The organism is Vreelandella andesensis, from assembly GCF_003989795.1.
Taxonomy (GTDB): domain Bacteria; phylum Pseudomonadota; class Gammaproteobacteria; order Pseudomonadales; family Halomonadaceae; genus Vreelandella; species Vreelandella andesensis.
Genome location: NZ_RZHG01000018.1, coordinates 164,596 through 180,106 on the forward strand (window position 1 = coordinate 164,596; position 15,511 = coordinate 180,106).

Annotated in this window: 27 protein-coding genes and 1 riboswitch; of the genes, 4 read left to right on the forward strand and 23 right to left on the reverse strand. The window is 53.1% G+C overall.

Going from position 1 to position 15,511, the window contains the following annotated elements; translation table 11 throughout:
- Position 1: 1 nt before the first annotated feature.
- On the reverse strand, positions 2-535 hold the full coding sequence (gene gloA, locus ELY33_RS08865; protein ID WP_126946919.1) for a lactoylglutathione lyase: 534 nt from the start codon (positions 533-535) through the stop codon (positions 2-4).
- Positions 536-795: 260 nt separating this feature from the next.
- On the opposite strand from gloA, the gene ELY33_RS08870 reads away from it, so the two are divergent.
- The 4 genes from ELY33_RS08870 to thiE all read left to right on the forward strand — a co-directional run bounded on the left by ELY33_RS08870 (position 796) and on the right by thiE (position 3,253).
- Entirely contained in the window at positions 796-1,170 is a 375-nt protein-coding gene (locus tag ELY33_RS08870; protein ID WP_126946922.1) for a DUF2237 family protein, read from the forward strand.
- Positions 1,171-1,325: 155 nt separating this feature from the next.
- Positions 1,326-1,670 carry a hypothetical protein gene (locus ELY33_RS08875; protein WP_126946925.1) on the forward strand — a complete coding sequence of 115 codons (345 nt, stop codon included), beginning with the start codon at positions 1,326-1,328 and terminating at the stop codon, positions 1,668-1,670.
- Between the two features lie 55 nt (positions 1,671-1,725).
- Positions 1,726-1,821, forward strand: a riboswitch (TPP riboswitch).
- A gap of 24 nt (positions 1,822-1,845) precedes the next feature.
- Positions 1,846-2,655 carry a hydroxyethylthiazole kinase gene (gene thiM, locus ELY33_RS08880; RefSeq protein WP_126946928.1) on the forward strand — a complete coding sequence of 270 codons (810 nt, stop codon included), beginning with the start codon at positions 1,846-1,848 and terminating at the stop codon, positions 2,653-2,655.
- Positions 2,645-3,253 carry a thiamine phosphate synthase gene (gene thiE / locus ELY33_RS08885; RefSeq protein ID WP_126946931.1) on the forward strand — a complete coding sequence of 203 codons (609 nt, stop codon included), beginning with the start codon at positions 2,645-2,647 and terminating at the stop codon, positions 3,251-3,253. The genes thiM and thiE overlap by 11 nt, the downstream gene beginning before the upstream one ends.
- A gap of 130 nt (positions 3,254-3,383) precedes the next feature.
- On the opposite strand, the gene ELY33_RS08890 is transcribed toward thiE, so the two are convergent.
- The 22 genes from ELY33_RS08890 to rplP form a co-directional block, all read right to left on the reverse strand.
- On the reverse strand, positions 3,384-4,259 hold the full coding sequence (locus tag ELY33_RS08890; RefSeq protein WP_244208589.1) for a DMT family transporter: 876 nt from the start codon (positions 4,257-4,259) through the stop codon (positions 3,384-3,386).
- A 99-nt stretch (positions 4,260-4,358) separates the two neighbouring features.
- Complete coding sequence (locus ELY33_RS08895; RefSeq protein ID WP_244208590.1) at positions 4,359-5,780, reverse strand: serine hydrolase; 1,422 nt, start codon at positions 5,778-5,780, stop codon at positions 4,359-4,361.
- A 202-nt stretch (positions 5,781-5,982) separates the two neighbouring features.
- Positions 5,983-6,369, reverse strand: coding sequence for a 50S ribosomal protein L17 (gene rplQ, locus ELY33_RS08900; protein WP_030074204.1), 387 nt, complete (start codon positions 6,367-6,369; stop codon positions 5,983-5,985).
- Positions 6,370-6,408: 39 nt separating this feature from the next.
- Positions 6,409-7,404, reverse strand: a complete 996-nt coding sequence (locus tag ELY33_RS08905; protein ID WP_126946934.1) for a DNA-directed RNA polymerase subunit alpha — start codon at positions 7,402-7,404, stop codon at positions 6,409-6,411.
- A gap of 125 nt (positions 7,405-7,529) precedes the next feature.
- Positions 7,530-8,150 (reverse strand): 30S ribosomal protein S4, encoded by a 621-nt coding sequence (gene rpsD / locus ELY33_RS08910; protein WP_009723882.1) that lies wholly within the window; start codon positions 8,148-8,150, stop codon positions 7,530-7,532.
- 12 nt (positions 8,151-8,162) lie between these two features.
- Positions 8,163-8,549, reverse strand: coding sequence for a 30S ribosomal protein S11 (rpsK, locus tag ELY33_RS08915; RefSeq protein WP_009723883.1), 387 nt, complete (start codon positions 8,547-8,549; stop codon positions 8,163-8,165).
- 52 nt (positions 8,550-8,601) lie between these two features.
- Positions 8,602-8,958 carry a 30S ribosomal protein S13 gene (gene rpsM, locus ELY33_RS08920; RefSeq protein ID WP_096650776.1) on the reverse strand — a complete coding sequence of 119 codons (357 nt, stop codon included), beginning with the start codon at positions 8,956-8,958 and terminating at the stop codon, positions 8,602-8,604.
- 123 nt (positions 8,959-9,081) lie between these two features.
- Positions 9,082-9,195: a 50S ribosomal protein L36 gene (gene rpmJ / locus ELY33_RS08925; protein ID WP_031384759.1), complete on the reverse strand. Its 114-nt coding sequence runs from the start codon at positions 9,193-9,195 to the stop codon at positions 9,082-9,084.
- 28 nt (positions 9,196-9,223) lie between these two features.
- Positions 9,224-10,555 (reverse strand): preprotein translocase subunit SecY, encoded by a 1,332-nt coding sequence (secY, locus tag ELY33_RS08930; protein WP_126946937.1) that lies wholly within the window; start codon positions 10,553-10,555, stop codon positions 9,224-9,226.
- Positions 10,556-10,990 (reverse strand): 50S ribosomal protein L15, encoded by a 435-nt coding sequence (gene rplO, locus ELY33_RS08935; protein ID WP_126946940.1) that lies wholly within the window; start codon positions 10,988-10,990, stop codon positions 10,556-10,558.
- A 3-nt stretch (positions 10,991-10,993) separates the two neighbouring features.
- Positions 10,994-11,176 carry a 50S ribosomal protein L30 gene (gene rpmD / locus ELY33_RS08940; RefSeq protein ID WP_126946943.1) on the reverse strand — a complete coding sequence of 61 codons (183 nt, stop codon included), beginning with the start codon at positions 11,174-11,176 and terminating at the stop codon, positions 10,994-10,996.
- 6 nt (positions 11,177-11,182) lie between these two features.
- Positions 11,183-11,683 carry a 30S ribosomal protein S5 gene (gene rpsE, locus ELY33_RS08945; protein WP_007111990.1) on the reverse strand — a complete coding sequence of 167 codons (501 nt, stop codon included), beginning with the start codon at positions 11,681-11,683 and terminating at the stop codon, positions 11,183-11,185.
- A gap of 11 nt (positions 11,684-11,694) precedes the next feature.
- Positions 11,695-12,045: a 50S ribosomal protein L18 gene (gene rplR / locus ELY33_RS08950; RefSeq protein WP_008959159.1), complete on the reverse strand. Its 351-nt coding sequence runs from the start codon at positions 12,043-12,045 to the stop codon at positions 11,695-11,697.
- 9 nt (positions 12,046-12,054) lie between these two features.
- Complete coding sequence (gene rplF / locus ELY33_RS08955; protein ID WP_126946946.1) at positions 12,055-12,585, reverse strand: 50S ribosomal protein L6; 531 nt, start codon at positions 12,583-12,585, stop codon at positions 12,055-12,057.
- A gap of 9 nt (positions 12,586-12,594) precedes the next feature.
- On the reverse strand, positions 12,595-12,987 hold the full coding sequence (gene rpsH, locus ELY33_RS08960) for a 30S ribosomal protein S8 (protein WP_009723892.1): 393 nt from the start codon (positions 12,985-12,987) through the stop codon (positions 12,595-12,597).
- Positions 12,988-13,019: 32 nt separating this feature from the next.
- The gene (rpsN, locus tag ELY33_RS08965) at positions 13,020-13,325 is read right to left on the reverse strand and encodes a 30S ribosomal protein S14 (RefSeq protein WP_009723893.1); all 306 of its coding nucleotides are present in this window, start codon (positions 13,323-13,325) and stop codon (positions 13,020-13,022) included.
- 10 nt (positions 13,326-13,335) lie between these two features.
- The gene (gene rplE, locus ELY33_RS08970; protein ID WP_126946949.1) at positions 13,336-13,875 is read right to left on the reverse strand and encodes a 50S ribosomal protein L5; all 540 of its coding nucleotides are present in this window, start codon (positions 13,873-13,875) and stop codon (positions 13,336-13,338) included.
- 18 nt (positions 13,876-13,893) lie between these two features.
- The gene (gene rplX / locus ELY33_RS08975) at positions 13,894-14,208 is read right to left on the reverse strand and encodes a 50S ribosomal protein L24 (RefSeq protein WP_009723895.1); all 315 of its coding nucleotides are present in this window, start codon (positions 14,206-14,208) and stop codon (positions 13,894-13,896) included.
- A 14-nt stretch (positions 14,209-14,222) separates the two neighbouring features.
- Entirely contained in the window at positions 14,223-14,594 is a 372-nt protein-coding gene (gene rplN / locus ELY33_RS08980) for a 50S ribosomal protein L14 (RefSeq protein ID WP_009723896.1), read from the reverse strand.
- 50 nt (positions 14,595-14,644) lie between these two features.
- On the reverse strand, positions 14,645-14,905 hold the full coding sequence (rpsQ, locus tag ELY33_RS08985; RefSeq protein WP_009723897.1) for a 30S ribosomal protein S17: 261 nt from the start codon (positions 14,903-14,905) through the stop codon (positions 14,645-14,647).
- 1 nt (position 14,906) lies between these two features.
- Positions 14,907-15,098: a 50S ribosomal protein L29 gene (rpmC, locus tag ELY33_RS08990; RefSeq protein ID WP_126946952.1), complete on the reverse strand. Its 192-nt coding sequence runs from the start codon at positions 15,096-15,098 to the stop codon at positions 14,907-14,909.
- Complete coding sequence (gene rplP / locus ELY33_RS08995) at positions 15,098-15,511, reverse strand: 50S ribosomal protein L16 (protein ID WP_007112000.1); 414 nt, start codon at positions 15,509-15,511, stop codon at positions 15,098-15,100. Before rplP ends, rpmC begins: the two co-directional genes overlap by 1 nt.

Below are 15,511 nucleotides of genomic sequence, written 5' to 3' on the forward strand. Positions count from 1 at the left end.
ATTAGTCGCCCTTAGCCGCCATACGATCAGCTTGGATCACTTCAATCCAGTAGCCATCTGCATCTTTGACGAAAATAACGTCTTTCATCTTGCCCTGATCGGCACGCTTAACGAAGGTAACCTCATGTTCGTCAAACCATGCTTGAGCCGCCTCTAGGTCAGGCACACTAAAGCAAATATGACCAAACCCTTGGGGGTCAGCATTACCGTCATGATAAGCAAAATCCTGCTGATCTTCAGTGCCCCAGTTATGCGTCAGCTCTAACAAGCCTTTCTGGCTAAAGGTCCAGGCGGTGCGTGCTCGGGGTTCTTCCGGCACGTGATCGCTGCTTTCCAAATTGGCTAAAAAGTAGAGCGAGAATTGCATTTCTTCGAAATCCAATCGGCGCAGCACCTGCATACCAAATACCTTGGAGTAAAATGCTAGCGCACGCTCAGGATCTTTCACCCGGAGCATTGTGTGATTTAAGCGAAACCCTTGGGTCTGTGGCGCAGCAGGTGCGAGACCTGGATGTTGTTCACCTTGAAACGTCATGAAGCTCTCCTATCTTTCTCTGAAAAACACGCAGCACACCTACGTGCACATTTCACACAAATACGTTGACGCACTTTAAAAGTTGTACAAAACTTGGATTCTTTACAGTGAACTGTGTACTTTCAACATGCGTTATCTGTAAATATTTCTATAGGCAGATCGCTCAGAACATTCTAGCCTCAACATGGCTAGACCCGAAATTCCTAGAACTTAGCAATACTAGAACTTAGCAAGCCTAGAAATTAGCTAAAGGAGTTAATATGTCTCGTGACCGAAACGTGCTGGGTGAACCGTTAACCCCTTGCTGCCATGAACCTAAAACCGGTTTTTATCGCGACGGTTTTTGTCGCACAGGACCTGATGATGCAGGCACGCATTCAGTATGCGCCATGGTAACCGAAGAATTCCTAGCGTTTTCAAGAGCCCAAGGTAACGACTTGGTGACACCACGCCCTGAGTATGGGTTTCCAGGCCTGCAACCCGGTGATCGATGGTGCGTTTGTGCTAGCCGTTGGCAAGAAGCTGCTCAGGTTGGGCTAGCCCCTCCCATTGTGCTGTCAGGCACCCATGAGAAAACGTTAGAGATCATTTCACTTATTACGCTGAAGCAGCATGCGCTCGACGCCGTACATTAACTGCATTTCCTGTGATACCTGGAATTTCTATGCAAACCTTCTACGCTAATAGATCACCATCTTTATAACAGTGGAATCAAGCCACTTCCATCACCTGTAGCTTTTTCATAGAGAACAATGCGATGCCCCACTAAGGCGTCCACCTGGAGCTTGTCATGACCGCGATTGATATGACCCTCGGCGACCACCTAACGTTAAAGCAGTTGGCCCGCGCCATTCAAAATGGCTTTTCACCGATTGTGGAAGTTGAATCGATGGATGGTATTTACAAGGTCCGATTCCATCACGCTAACGGAGTTTCTGATTTAACCAATGCTAAGGGCCATGTCAGCACTTTTTTAGGGACTGGTGAAATTCGCGATACGCTTGGCCAGCTGGGCCTCACCCATGGGGTGCTTACCTTTGCCGACCAGTGTGGCGACGAAATGATTGGTGTGGAAGGTAAAGCGATTACGCCAGATGAAATGCTTGCTTACGGGACCCGCATTTCGTTTCGCTAATAACGACCGGTAATGCGCCTTAGGCTTTACAGATTGCTCTAAGCCAAGGATAGTACCATCACGACAGGGGCGCCCACACTTAGTGGGCTGAGATGCACCCTTTGAACCTGAACCGGATAAAACCGGCGTAGGGAGTCGTGGTGCTGCTGCATCACCTCCCAGCCGGGAGGATATTATGCCTTCACGCCCACTTGGCGATTACCTTAACGCTCTGCGCGCTTCTACACCGCTGATACATTGCATTACTAACTACGTGGCAATGAATAGCACTGCTAATGTGTTATTGGCGATAGGTGCGTCTCCCGCCATGCTGCATGCCCAAGAGGAAGTGGCTGAGTTCACGGCTATCTCTGGCGCGCTTTCCATCAATATTGGCACCCTTTCTTCCCCCTGGGGTGACGCCATGACAATTGCCGCGCGCACTGCCCATGAAAGTGGTATTCCATGGGTACTCGACCCTGTCGCGGTGGGTGTTTCCGCATTTCGCCAGCGTCTTTGTGAGACATTATTGGCTTATCAGCCTAGCGTTATTCGTGGTAATGCTTCTGAAATTCAAGCTCTTAACGGCTTGGCCAACCAAGGTCGGGGCGTTGATACGACGGCTAGCACCCAAGAAGCCACAGCGGCAGCGATTGCACTCGCACAACAACATCGCTGTGTGGTAGCAGTGACTGGCGAGACCGATTTCATCACTGACGGCACTGATCATTATCGGCTTAACGGTGGGCACGCGCTGATGCCACGCGTGACTACCTTGGGCTGCGGTTTGAGTGCGCTGGTAGCAAGCTTTGTCGCTGCAAACCGCGAGCAGCCGTTGGAAGCCTGCTTGGCCGCTCTGGCATGTTTTAGCATCGCCGGCAGCCGTGCTGGAGATCAGGCCGAAGGCCCTGGCAGTTTCCAGGTAGCGCTATTAGACGCATTGTACCAGTTGACACCCGACGACCTCTCGACTCTTGCTCAATTGGAGGCGGTGCATGCCATTTGATCTCTCGCTCTATTTAGTCACCGATGCTGAGCTATGTGCTGAAATCGGCCTTGAAAAAACGGTGGAAGCCGCTGTGCAAGGCGGCATTACTATGGTGCAGCTGCGTGATAAAGACGCTAGCGACGAACACATGATCGCCCAAGCCAAACGCCTCAAAGCAATCTTGGCAGGTAGCGGTGTTCCACTGATTATTAATGATCGTTTGAATGTGGCATTAGCCAGCCAAGCCGATGGCTTACATGTCGGGCAAAGCGATATGGCCATTCACGAAGCACGAGATGCATTAGGGCCGCATGCCATTCTTGGGCTTTCGATTAATACACTGGCCCAACTGCAAGGCGCACCTGTTGAGCTACTGGATTACGTCGGCATAGGGCCTGTTTTTGCGACTGTCAGCAAGCAAGACCATGCCCAGCCCATTGGCTTTGACGGGTTGGCACAGCTTGCCACTGCTTGCCAACTTCCCAGCGTCGCGATTGGCGGGCTAAAAGCTGAACACATTGCCCAGGTGAAAGCCGCTGGAGCAAACGGCATTGCGGTTATCTCTGCTATCTGCGGCCAGCCAGATCCGCGCCTAGCCGCACAGGCATTTTCTTAGGATCGTTATTAAGTACAGCCAAACGTGTTTTACAGCGCCCAGCAAGCGGCAGGCGAACGGAATTAAACAGCTACCATAATCCTAGCAGGCCTAAGGTCACGCATTAAAAGCGCCTTGGTGAAGAGTTACTCTAAGCGCTCGGACGAGCTTTCAGGGTTGTCCGGCGGTCATGGTAGGCAATCGCTAAGCCGCTACCTATAATCAACACACTGCCTATCCACACCCACAGATCAGGCAGCTCTCCCCAGAACCACCAGCCGAGTAGCACCGCCCATAGCATCGCCGTGTAATCAAACGGCGCGGCTATCGCGGCAGGGGCAAAGCGAAATGCCAGGGTAATAAACGCAGTCGCTCCTATACCTAAAACACCGGCAACCAAAAACCCAAGCCAGTGCCAGGGCTCTGGCGTTTGCCAAACCCAGGGCAAGCTCAAGGTAGTGACAACAAATGGCACTAGCGTCATGTAGAACACCATTGCCCATAGGTGCTCTCGAGCACCATAGCGTCGTGCGGTAATCATCATCAGCGCATAGAAAAACGCCGCTCCTAAGAGCGTTAGCGTGCCAAGCTGAAATGCATCGCCACCGGGACGCACTACAATCAACACTCCGGCAAAACCAACTAACGACGCGATCAATACCGGTGGGTCAATCCGCTCGCCAAGCATTGGCACCGACAGCAGCGTCACAAACAGCGGTGCCACAAATGCAATCGCCGTGGCCTCGGCGAGCGGCAGCAGCGTTAACCCCCATACAAAACACACCATTGTGGCGGTATAAATCAGTCCCCTTAAGAGATGCACACCAGGACGCTTGGTGCGCAACTTACTTAGCCCACCCGCGAAATAGGCCAGCAACGCGATGAGTGGTAACGACACTAACGTTCGAAAAAAAATAATCTGCAGCGGCGAGTGCACTTCTCCCAGCCACTTCGCTACCGCATCGCCAAGCGCTAAGAACAAAACCCCTAAACACATACAGAGGATGCCTTTTAACGACGTTGTCACGACGCTCTCCTTTACCCTACGTAAACGTTAACCGGGATTTAACAACTAATAAAAAACCCCGCCAATGTGTCACTGGCGGGGTCACGGAAGTTGCGTGTTTTACAAACTTGCGTTGACCACCATGCACTCCATCCCCTGTGCCTGGAGCGTTCTACAAGCCCGCCTGGCGCGTGCTTCGTCTAAAGCAACAACACGGGCCCGGAACACAGGCGTTTGCCCGCCTAACGTATCAATGGCAACACGACCGCCAACCTCGTAAGGGAGCCGCTGGGCTGCTTGACGCGCCAGTTGCTCTGCTCGCGCTGCTTGGCTAAATGCACCAACCTGAATCCCCCAGCTACCAACAGAAACGACTTGCTGAGGCGCAGTCGCTATCTCGCGCTCACGTTCGATAAAAGCATTTAACGGGTCTCGTGCATTGTTAACAGGAGCTTCTGCTGATACCTCCATAGAACGCGCCAAACGCTCTTCAACAACAGCAGACGCAGAGGTCGATGAAGGAGACAACGTTGTTGCCGCTACATTATTTGTCGCTGTGACGTTATTTGCCATCGCAGTGCGATTAGAAACAGGCGGCAAAGTAACCGGCGGTGATGCAACAGGACGAGACAATGGCTGGGCAGAAGGGCCAGAAAAAGCCATAAAATCGCGAGAGAAATTAGTATTTGCCAGCCATGTTTGCTGGTCACGCAGCGCAGCGCGAGCAAAACTACGGTCTAACAGGTTCGCCATGTGCGTATCGCGAGAGGCACCACTAAAGCCGCCCATTACAATCCCAACCAAACGACGATTTCCTTGAACTGCTGTTGTCGCAACGTTGAAGCCAGAGGCTCGAATAAAACCTGTTTTAAGCCCATCAGCCCCGGGATAGTTTTTCACTAGGCGGTTATGGCTAGTGTGGCGAGTGCCACGATAAGTAAATTCCTGAAGCCCAAAGTAGTGGTAATACTGAGGGAAGTCCTGCATCACTCGAACGGAAAGCGTCACCATATCCCGTGCCGTCGTGATCTGTTGGCCATCAGGCAGACCAGAGGCATTCCTGAACGTAGTGGCATGCATGCCTAACTCACGAGCCTTAGCAGTCATCAACTGTGCGAAGCGTTGTTCACTACCCCCTAACGCTTCAGCAACTACTACTGCTACATCATTAGCAGAGCGAACCGCCAGCGCACGAATAGCAGAATCAACAGGGATAGTACTGCCCGCAGAGAGCCAAAGTTTTACAGCGGGCATAGCAGCGGCTTGAGCAGACACCGCAAGTGGCTGATATAAGCTGAGCTGACCATTTTCCAGCGCTTCAAATGTAAGGTAAAGCGTCATCATTTTAGTTAACGATGCGGGATAGCGACGCTCATCGGCATTATCGGCGTACAACACCTCTCCATTTTCCAAATCCACAACGATGCCCGCATAACGTGGATTTGCATGAGCACTTGATACTGCCCCCAGCAGCAATACTATGAAAGACAGCGCAAGCCACCGACGTGCGACTATCGCTGCGCACATTTCCCTAGTTGCCATACATGCCCCTTTTTTATTTTGCGGTGATATAACACGACCAAAAATTACCCTACTTGCAGTGCCAGATATCTAAGACTAGCACGGTAGCCCGGCAAGTGAATTAAGAAAGCAGTTTATATAAAATGAAAACACGATGACTAGACCAAAAAAAACCGACTCTAAAAGAGTCGGCTTTCATTTTGTTGAAAAACAGCGCAGAAACTTACTCTTCTGCCGCTGCTTCTTCAACAACCGGGCGGTCAACAAGCTCAACGAACGCCATGGGCGCGTTGTCACCTGTGCGGAAGCCGCACTTGAGAATACGGATGTAGCCACCCGGACGCTCGGCGTAACGCGGACCAAGTTCGTTAAACAGTTTACCGACGGCTTCTTTGGAACGCGTACGGGAAAACGCCAAACGACGATTTGCAACGCTATCCTGCTTAGCCAGGGTAATCAGCGGCTCGATAACGCGACGCAGTTCCTTGGCCTTAGGCAGGGTTGTCTTAATGACTTCATGTTCGACCAGCGAGACAGACATGTTCTTGAACATGGCCTGACGATGCGAGCTGGTACGATTCAGATGACGACCACTCTTACGATGACGCATGGTTGTGATTCCTTACCAAACTGGGACTCGAGTCGACACTCACGCGGAGGCCTTATCGTCCTTCAGGCTAGCGGGTGGCCAATTTTCCAGCCGCATACCGAGAGACAAGCCGCGCGCTGCCAGTACATCTTTGATTTCATTCAAAGACTTTTTACCAAGATTCGGTGTCTTCAGCAGCTCAACTTCAGTACGCTGAATAAGATCACCAATGTAATAGATATTCTCGGCTTTCAGGCAGTTAGCGCTGCGAACTGTCAACTCAAGATCGTCTACGGGGCGCAATAGGATAGGATCGACAAGATCCTCTTCCTCTTCGACTTCCTGTTCTTTATCAGCTTCCAGGTCGACGAAGGCGGCCAGCTGCTCTTGCAGAATGGTCGCACTGCGACGGATAGCCTCTTCCGGATCCAGTGTACCGTCGGTTTCCAGATCGATAATTAACTTATCGAGGTCGGTGCGCTGCTCAACACGAGCGGCCTCGACCGAATAGGAAACACGGCGAACAGGGCTGAAGGTGGCATCCAGCTGCAGGCGGCCAATAGCACGTGTCTCTTCATCAGAGCCACGAGCGTCAGCCGGTTCGTAACCACGACCCAGCGCTACCTTAAGCTGAATTTTCAGCTCGGCACCTTCATTGATATGAGCAATGACGTGATCCGGATTGACGATTTCGACGCTATGATCAAGCGCAATGTCGCCTGCGGTGACGACAGCTGGGCCCTGCTTGTTCAGCGAGAGCACCGCCTCATCGCGGCTGTGCATCTTGATCGCAACATCTTTCAAATTCAGGAGGATTTCGATGACATCTTCCTGCACCCCTTCGATTGCACTGTATTCGTGCTCTACACCGGCAATTTCAGCCTCTACCACGGCAGCGCCGGGCATGGATGAAAGCAGAATGCGTCGAAGTGCATTCCCCAGGGTGTGACCAAAGCCGCGCTCGAACGGTTCGAGAACGATTTTGGCATGATGTGCGCTGATTTCTTCTACCTTGATATCGCGGGGGCGAAGAAACTCTGTCACTGAACGCTGCATATGAACACCTTTCAGGCTGCCAAACGGATACTGAGTACTCTAGAGAACAATACTCAAGAGCATCTGGGCGGTTAGCTTCGCTACCCCGCCCAGGTCTCAAGAAGCAGAAATTTAAATCAAACTGCTTACTTGGAGTACAGCTCGACGATCAGGTTTTCGTTGATGTCGGCAGTCAGGTCACCGCGTTCAGGCAGAGCCTTGAAAGTGCCTTCCATCTTCTTGGCGTCGATTTCGATCCAAGCGATGTCGCCACGGTTGGCCGCAATGGTCAACGAGTGTTGAATACGCGCTTGGTTCTTCGCCTTTTCGCGAACAGAAACAACGTCACCGGGCTTCACTTGATAAGAAGCAACGTTAACGGTGCGACCATTCACGGAAATCGCCTTGTGGCTGACTAGCTGACGCGCTTCAGAGCGAGTCGAGCCAAAGCCCATGCGGTAGACGACGTTATCCAGTCGGGATTCAAGCAACTGCAACAATACTTCACCCGTCGCACCTTTCAGGCGAGCGGCTTCTTTGTAGTAGTTGCGGAACTGCTTTTCGAGTACGCCATACATACGACGTACTTTTTGCTTCTCGCGAAGCTGCAAGCCGTAGTCGGAAAGACGCTGACGACGCTGGCCGTGTACACCCGGAATTTGCTCGGATTTACACTTTTTCTCGAAGGGAGTAACACCGCTCTTTAAAAAGAGATCGGTGCCTTCACGACGAGACAGTTTGCACTTCGGTCCAATATAACGAGCCATGAATCTGTCTCCTTAAACGCGGCGTTTCTTAGGCGGACGGCAGCCATTATGGGGAATGGGCGTCGCGTCAGTGATGCTTTGCACGCGGAAGCCGGCGGCATTGAGAGCGCGCACGGCGGATTCACGGCCGGGACCGGGGCCTTTGACCAGCACGTCTACGTTTTTCACACCATACTCGGCTGCAGCAGTTGCTGCACGTTCACTTGCCACTTGAGCAGCGAACGGGGTGCTCTTACGAGAACCACGAAAACCCGAACCACCGGCTGTTGCCCAAGAAAGAGCATTGCCCTGGCGGTCTGTGATCGTCACGATCGTGTTGTTAAAAGAAGCGTGGATATGCGCTACGGCGTCCACTACCTGCTTTTTAACCTTTTTACGGTTACTACGCGGGTTAGCCATGTTGATGTCTATTCCTGTCTTTACGTCAACTCTCTATTAAAGAGCCTGCGTATTATTTGCGGATCGGCTTACGCGGGCCCTTACGGGTACGCGCGTTAGTCTTAGTCCGCTGACCACGCAGCGGAAGACTACGACGATGACGCAGACCACGGTAGCAACCTAAGTCCATGAGACGCTTAATGTTAAGCGTGACATCACGACGAAGGTCGCCTTCTACGGTGTACTTACCAACTTCAGAACGCAGGGTATCCAGCTCATCGCTAGACAGATCCTGGATCTTGGTAGTAGGCGCGATACCGGCAGCAGCACAAAGGTGCTGAGCGCGAGTACGGCCAATCCCGAAGATATAGGTCAGCGAGATCGCCGCATGCTTGTTGTCCGGGATATTGACGCCTGCAATACGGGCCATCAGCTTACTCCGAAATTTGAGCGGCTTGCTCGTTTATTCATCTACAAAAGGCGCAACAGCATACCCCTTCATAAGCCTTACGGCAAGGGGTATGCCGGCACCCGCTTAAAAACAACTCAGGAATTAACCCTGACGCTGTTTGTGCCGTGGTTCGGTGCAGATGACGCGGACAGCGCCATTGCGACGAATAATCTTACAGTTACGGCACATCTTCTTTACGGAAGCTCGAACTTTCATCGTTCTCTCCAATTCGCAACGGCGCGCCTCAGCGCATGATGCCGCCGCTACCGTAGCCTTTCAGGTTGGACTTCTTCATCACCGAGTCATACTGATGCGACATGAGATGCGATTGCACCTGGGCCATGAAGTCCATGATCACCACCACCACGATTAGAAGCGAGGTACCACCGAAGAAAAACGGCACGTTCCACGCGACAATCAAAAACTGGGGCATCAAGGAAACCGCAGTGATATACAAGGCACCGAACAAAGTAAGACGAGTCATTACTTTGTCGATATAGCGAGCGGTCTGCTCGCCGGGGCGAATGCCCGGCAGGAAAGCGCCTGACTTTTTAAGATTGTCAGCCACATCCTTGGGGTTGAAGACCAGCGCTGTGTAAAAGAAGCAGAAGAATACCACTGCCGCCGCGAAAAGCAAGATGTAAAGCGGTTGGCCAGGGCCTAACGCTTGCGATGCACGCTGCAACCACTCCATTCCCTCACCAGCACCAACCCACTGACCAATAGAGGCCGGAAAGAGCAAAATACTGGAAGCAAATATCGCTGGAATAACACCAGCCATATTCACTTTCAAAGGTAGGTAGCTGCTTTGGCCTGCATACATCTTATTGCCGACCTGTCGCCTCGGGTAATTCACTTTCAAGCGGCGTTGACCGCGCTCAATGAATACCACAAACGCTACGGTAGCAATACCTAGCACTGACAGCGCTAACAGCGGAAGAACATTCCAGGCACCTTCGTTACGGGCAAGCTCAAACGCTTGACCAACGGCACTGGGCAGCCCAGCGACAATCCCCGCGAAGATCAGCAACGAAATACCGTTGCCGATACCCTTCTCGGTGATTTGCTCACCTAGCCACATCATAAACACCGCACCCGATACAAACGTGATCACGGCGGTGAAAAAGAAGCTGAAGTCAGCGCTGTATGCGATGCCTTGGCTAGCCAGACCGACGGACATACCGGTAGCCTGGACAAGAGCCAGTAGCACCGTGCCGTAGCGGGTGTACTGGCTAATCTTGCGGCGGCCAGCCTCACCCTCTTTCTTGAGCTGTTCAAGATGAGGGGAGACCGCAGTCATGAGCTGCATGATAATCGACGCCGAAATATAGGGCATTATGCCCAAGGCGAGGACACTCATGCGCTCCAAGGCGCCACCCGAAAACATGTTAAACATGCCTAGGATGGTGCCCTGTTGCTCCCTGAACAAGGCAGCAAGCTGGTCAGGATTGATACCGGGAACGGGAATGTGGGCACCGATACGGTACACCACGATGGCGAGGAGCACGAAGCGCAAACGCGCCCACAGTTCACTCAGACCGCTGCCCATCGCCGGCATATTTCCTGACTTGGCCATTTAGTCCTCTACCTTGCCGCCGGCGGCTTCGATCGCTTCACGGGCACCTTTGGTGACCTTGATACCACGAACGGTAACCGCCTTGTTCAGTTCGCCAGAAAGGATAATCTTCGCGTGAAGCGTCGAATCCTTTAGCACGTTGGCTTGCTTCAGAGATTCCATAGTGACTTCGTCACCAGCAACCTTGGCAAGTTCAGCCAGGCGTACTTCTTCAGATACAAGCGACTTAGCAGACGTAAAACCGAACTTCGGCAAACGACGCTGTAGCGGCATCTGACCGCCTTCGAAACCAGGCTTGACGCTACCGCCACTGCGAGATTTCTGACCTTTGTGGCCACGGCCGCCGGTCTTACCAAGACCGGAACCGATACCACGACCAACGCGCTTTTCAGCGTGTTTGGAGCCCGGTGCCGGGCTCAGGGTATTGAGTTTCATGGATTACTCTCCCTCAACGCGCACAAGGTAATTAACCTTGTGGATCATGCCGCGTACGGCAGGGGTGTCTTCCAGCTCAACCGTATGACCGATGCGACGCAGACCCAGGCCCTTAATACTAGCCTTGTGCTTGGGCAAAACGCCGATGGTGCTGCGGATCTGGGTAACCTTGATCGTTGCTGCCATGGTGCCTTACCCCGTGATCGCTTCGACAGACAGACCGCGTTTTGCGGCCACGTCTTCCGGTGCTTGCATGGAGGAGAGACCTTTAACAGTCGCCCGAACCACGTTAACCGGGTTGGTGGAACCGTAGCACTTGGCCAGTACATCATGGACACCAGCGAGCTCTAGTACAGAGCGCATGGCGCCGCCTGCGATGATACCGGTACCCTCAGAAGCCGGCTGCATATACACCTTAGAAGCACCGTGACGGGCTTTTACAGGGTACTGAAGCGTATGGCCTGCAAGGTTCACCTTGACCATGTTGCGACGAGCTTGATCCATCGCTTTTTGGATCGCAACCGGCACTTCACGCGCCTTGCCACGACCAAAACCGACACGACCTTTACCATCACCAACGACGGTCAGCGCGGTGAAGCCGAAAATACGACCACCTTTGACCACCTTGGCGACGCGGTTAACCTGCACCAATTTCTCTTGCAGATCACCGCTTTGCTGTTCGTTCTTCGCCATCGTAAAACCCTTTAGAATTCCAGGCCGCCTTCACGAGCGGCGTCGGCCAGAGCCTTAACGCGACCGTGATACTTAAAGCCAGCACGATCGAAGGCCACCTGGGTGATGCCTGCTTCTTTAGCGCGTTCGGCAATCAGAGCACCCACCTTAGAGGCGGCATCTGAGTTACCGGTCGCACCCTCACGCAGTGCTTTATCCAGCGTAGAAGCACTGGCTAGCACTTTGCCACCATCCGGCGAGATAATCTGCGCATAGATGTGACGCGGGGTACGGTTGACGCACAGGCGATACACGCCCAGCTCGCGGATCTTTGCGCGAGCGCGGCGGGCACGACGGAGACGAGATTCTTTCTTCGCGTTCATAACCCTGCCTTACTTCTTCTTGGCTTCTTTGCGACGCACCTGCTCGTCGGCGTACCGAACACCCTTGCCTTTATACGGCTCAGGGGGACGGAAGGCGCGGATTTCCGCGGCGCACTGGCCGAGCATCTGCTTGTCCGCGCTTTTCAGCACGATCACGGTGTTCTTCGGCGTTTCCGCTGAGACACCCTTAGGCAGTTCATAGTCGACCGGGTGCGAGAAGCCCAGTGAAAGATTGAGCGTCTGGCCCTTAGCTTGGGCACGATAACCGACGCCTACAATTTCGAGAGTTTTTGTGAAACCCTCGGATACGCCCGTTACCAGGTTCTGAACCAAGGCGCGGGTAGTACCGGCCATTGCCCAGCTCTTGGCAGACTCACTCGGGGCGAAGGTCAGCTGGCCATCCTCTTGTCCAATCACCACATCTTGGTGAATGGTCATAGATAGCGTGCCCTGGTCGCCTTTGGCGGTCAGCTGGCTGGCGTCGATTTTAATCTCGACACCAGCAGGCACTTTAACCGGATATTTCGCTATGCGGGACATTCCAGCCTCCTAGAATACGGTGCAGATGACTTCGCCACCGACGCCTGCTTGGCGCGCGGCACGATCGGTCATGACACCATTAGAGGTGGTGACAATCGCGATACCCAGACCATCGGCGACCTTAGGCAGGTTGTCTTTGCCTTTATACTGGCGCAGAGACGGCTTGGAAACCCGCTGAATGTGCTCAATGACCGGCTTACCCTCAAAGTACTTGAGAGTAACGGTAAGCTCGGGTTTAACGCCTTCAGCCACCGTAAAGTCGGTAATGTAGCCTTCTTCTTTTAACACGCGGGCCACTTCCACTTTAAGCTTGGAGGACGGCATGGTAGCCGTCTCCTTGGTGGCCATCTGCGCATTGCGGATACGGGTAAACATATCCGCTAGAGTGTCTTGCATGCTCATTTAATGTGCGCTCCTGATGAATCGACGTGACGTTACCAACTGGACTTTTTCAGGCCAGGGACGTCGCCACGCATGGCGGCTTCACGCAGCTTGTTACGGCCAAGGCCGAACTTGTTGTAAAAACCGTGCGGACGGCCAGTTACGCGGCAGCGATTACGCTGGCGCACCGGGCTTGAGTCGCGCGGCAGTTGCTGCAGCTTTAGCGTCGCCTCGAAACGTTCTTCTTCAGAAGCGTTCACGTCCGAGATGATTTTCTTGAGCTCTGCGCGCTTAGCCGCGTACTTCTCGACTAGCTGAGTACGCTTGAGCTCACGCTCTATCATACTTTTCTTAGCCATGATCCAACCCTTATTTCTTAAACGGGAAGTTCAGTGCCGCTAATAGCGCACGACCTTCCTCGTCGGTGTTGGCGGTAGTAGTGATAGTGACGTCCAACCCCCGGATGCGATCGATCTTATCATACTCGATCTCCGGGAAGATGATCTGCTCACGCACACCCATTGAGTAATTGCCGCGACCGTCAAAAGACTTCGGATTGAGACCACGGAAGTCACGCACGCGGGGAATCGCAATGTTCACCAGGCGGTCCAAGAAGTCCCACATACGCGCTGAGCGTAGTGTAACTTTGACACCGATCGGCCAACCTTCGCGCACCTTGAAGCCCGCGATGGACTTGCGTGCTTTGGTCACCAACGGTTTTTGACCGGAGAGTTTCTCCAAGTCGCCGATGGCATTGTCGATCAGCTTTTTATCGCTGACCGCTTCGCCGACACCCATGTTCAGAGTCACTTTCGTGATCCGGGGTACCTGCATTACGTTGGCGTAGCTGAACTGCTCTTTGAGTTGAGCTACGACCTCGTTTTGATAACGTTCTTTCAAGTTCGCCATTTTGCTACCCGACTCGCGTTAGGCGTCGATCTGCGTCTGCGTCGACTTGTAGATACGTACCTTGGTACCGTCTTCCTTAACTTGGAAGCCGACGCGATCCGCCTTACCGGTCTCCGAATTGAAGATGGCTACGTTGGACGCGTGAATCGGAGCCTCACGCTCGACGATACCGCCCTGATTTCCCGCCATGGGATTTGGCTTGGTGTGACGTTTAATCATATTCACACCGGACACCACGAAACGGTTTTCTAATACCCGCTTAACAGTACCACGTTTGCCTTTATCCTTCCCGGCGATGACGATGACTTCATCGTCACGTTTGATCTTTTGCATATCCGCCTCGCTCCTTACAGCACTTCAGGCGCTAGGGAAATGATCTTCATGAACTTCTCATTACGAAGCTCACGAGTTACCGGCCCGAAGATACGCGTGCCGATCGGCTGTTCGTTGGTGTTATTCAACAAAACTGCCGCATTTCCATCGAAACGGATCAGCGAACCGTCACTACGACGGACGCCACTACGGGTGCGAACGACTACCGCTTTCAGCACTTGGCCTTTTTTGACCTTACCGCGCGGAATCGCTTCCTTCACCGTTACCTTAATGACGTCACCAACGCGAGCGTAGCGACGGTGTGAACCGCCTAACACCTTGATGCATTGCACCCGGCGCGCTCCGCTGTTGTCGGCGACATCCAGCATTGTCTGAGTCTGAATCATCGGTTTTCTCCAAACCTAATCTGACTGCACTGGTTAAACAGGCTAGGGAATTAACCCTTCGCTTGCTCGACCACCTCGACCAGCGTCCAAGCTTTCTTCTTGGAAAGCGGACGGCACTCCTGAATGGAAACCGTATCGCCTGCCTTAGCTTGGTTCGCCTCATCATGGGCGTGCAGCTTGGTGGAGCGCTTGACGTATTTTCCGTAGATCGGGTGACGCTCACGACGCTCGATCATAACGACGATGGATTTATCCATCTTATCGCTCACCACTTTACCGGTGAGCGTACGTGTTTTTTTCTCTTCGGCCATCTTATTCACCTGCCTTCTCGTTGAGCATAGTCTTCACACGGGCGATATCCCGGCGGACCTGCTTGAGCAGATGAGTCTGGCTCAGTTGGCCAGTGGCCTTCTGCATGCGCAGGTTAAACTGCTCGCGGAGTAGCTCGAGGAGTTGCTCTTGCAGATCTCCTACGGACTTTTCACGAATTTCCTGGGCTTTCATCACATCACCGTCCGTTTAGCAAAGGTGGTGGACAAGGGCATCTTCTGTGCGGCCAGTTCGAATGCTTCACGGGCCAACTCTTCGGATACGCCTTCAATTTCGTACAGGACCCGACCCGGTTGGATCTGGGCTACCCAGTACTCAACGGAACCTTTACCTTTACCCATACGGACTTCGAGCGGCTTCTTGGAAATCGGCTTATCGGGGAAGACGCGGATCCAAATTTTACCGCCACGCTTAACGTGACGTGTGATCGCACGACGGCCAGCTTCGATCTGACGCGCAGTGATGCGGCCACGACCGGTAGCTTTGAGACCGTATTCCCCGAAGCTGATCTTGCTTCCGCGATGTGCTAGGCCACGGTTGCGGCCCTTCATCATCTTACGGAATTTCATACGCTTGGGCTGTAACAT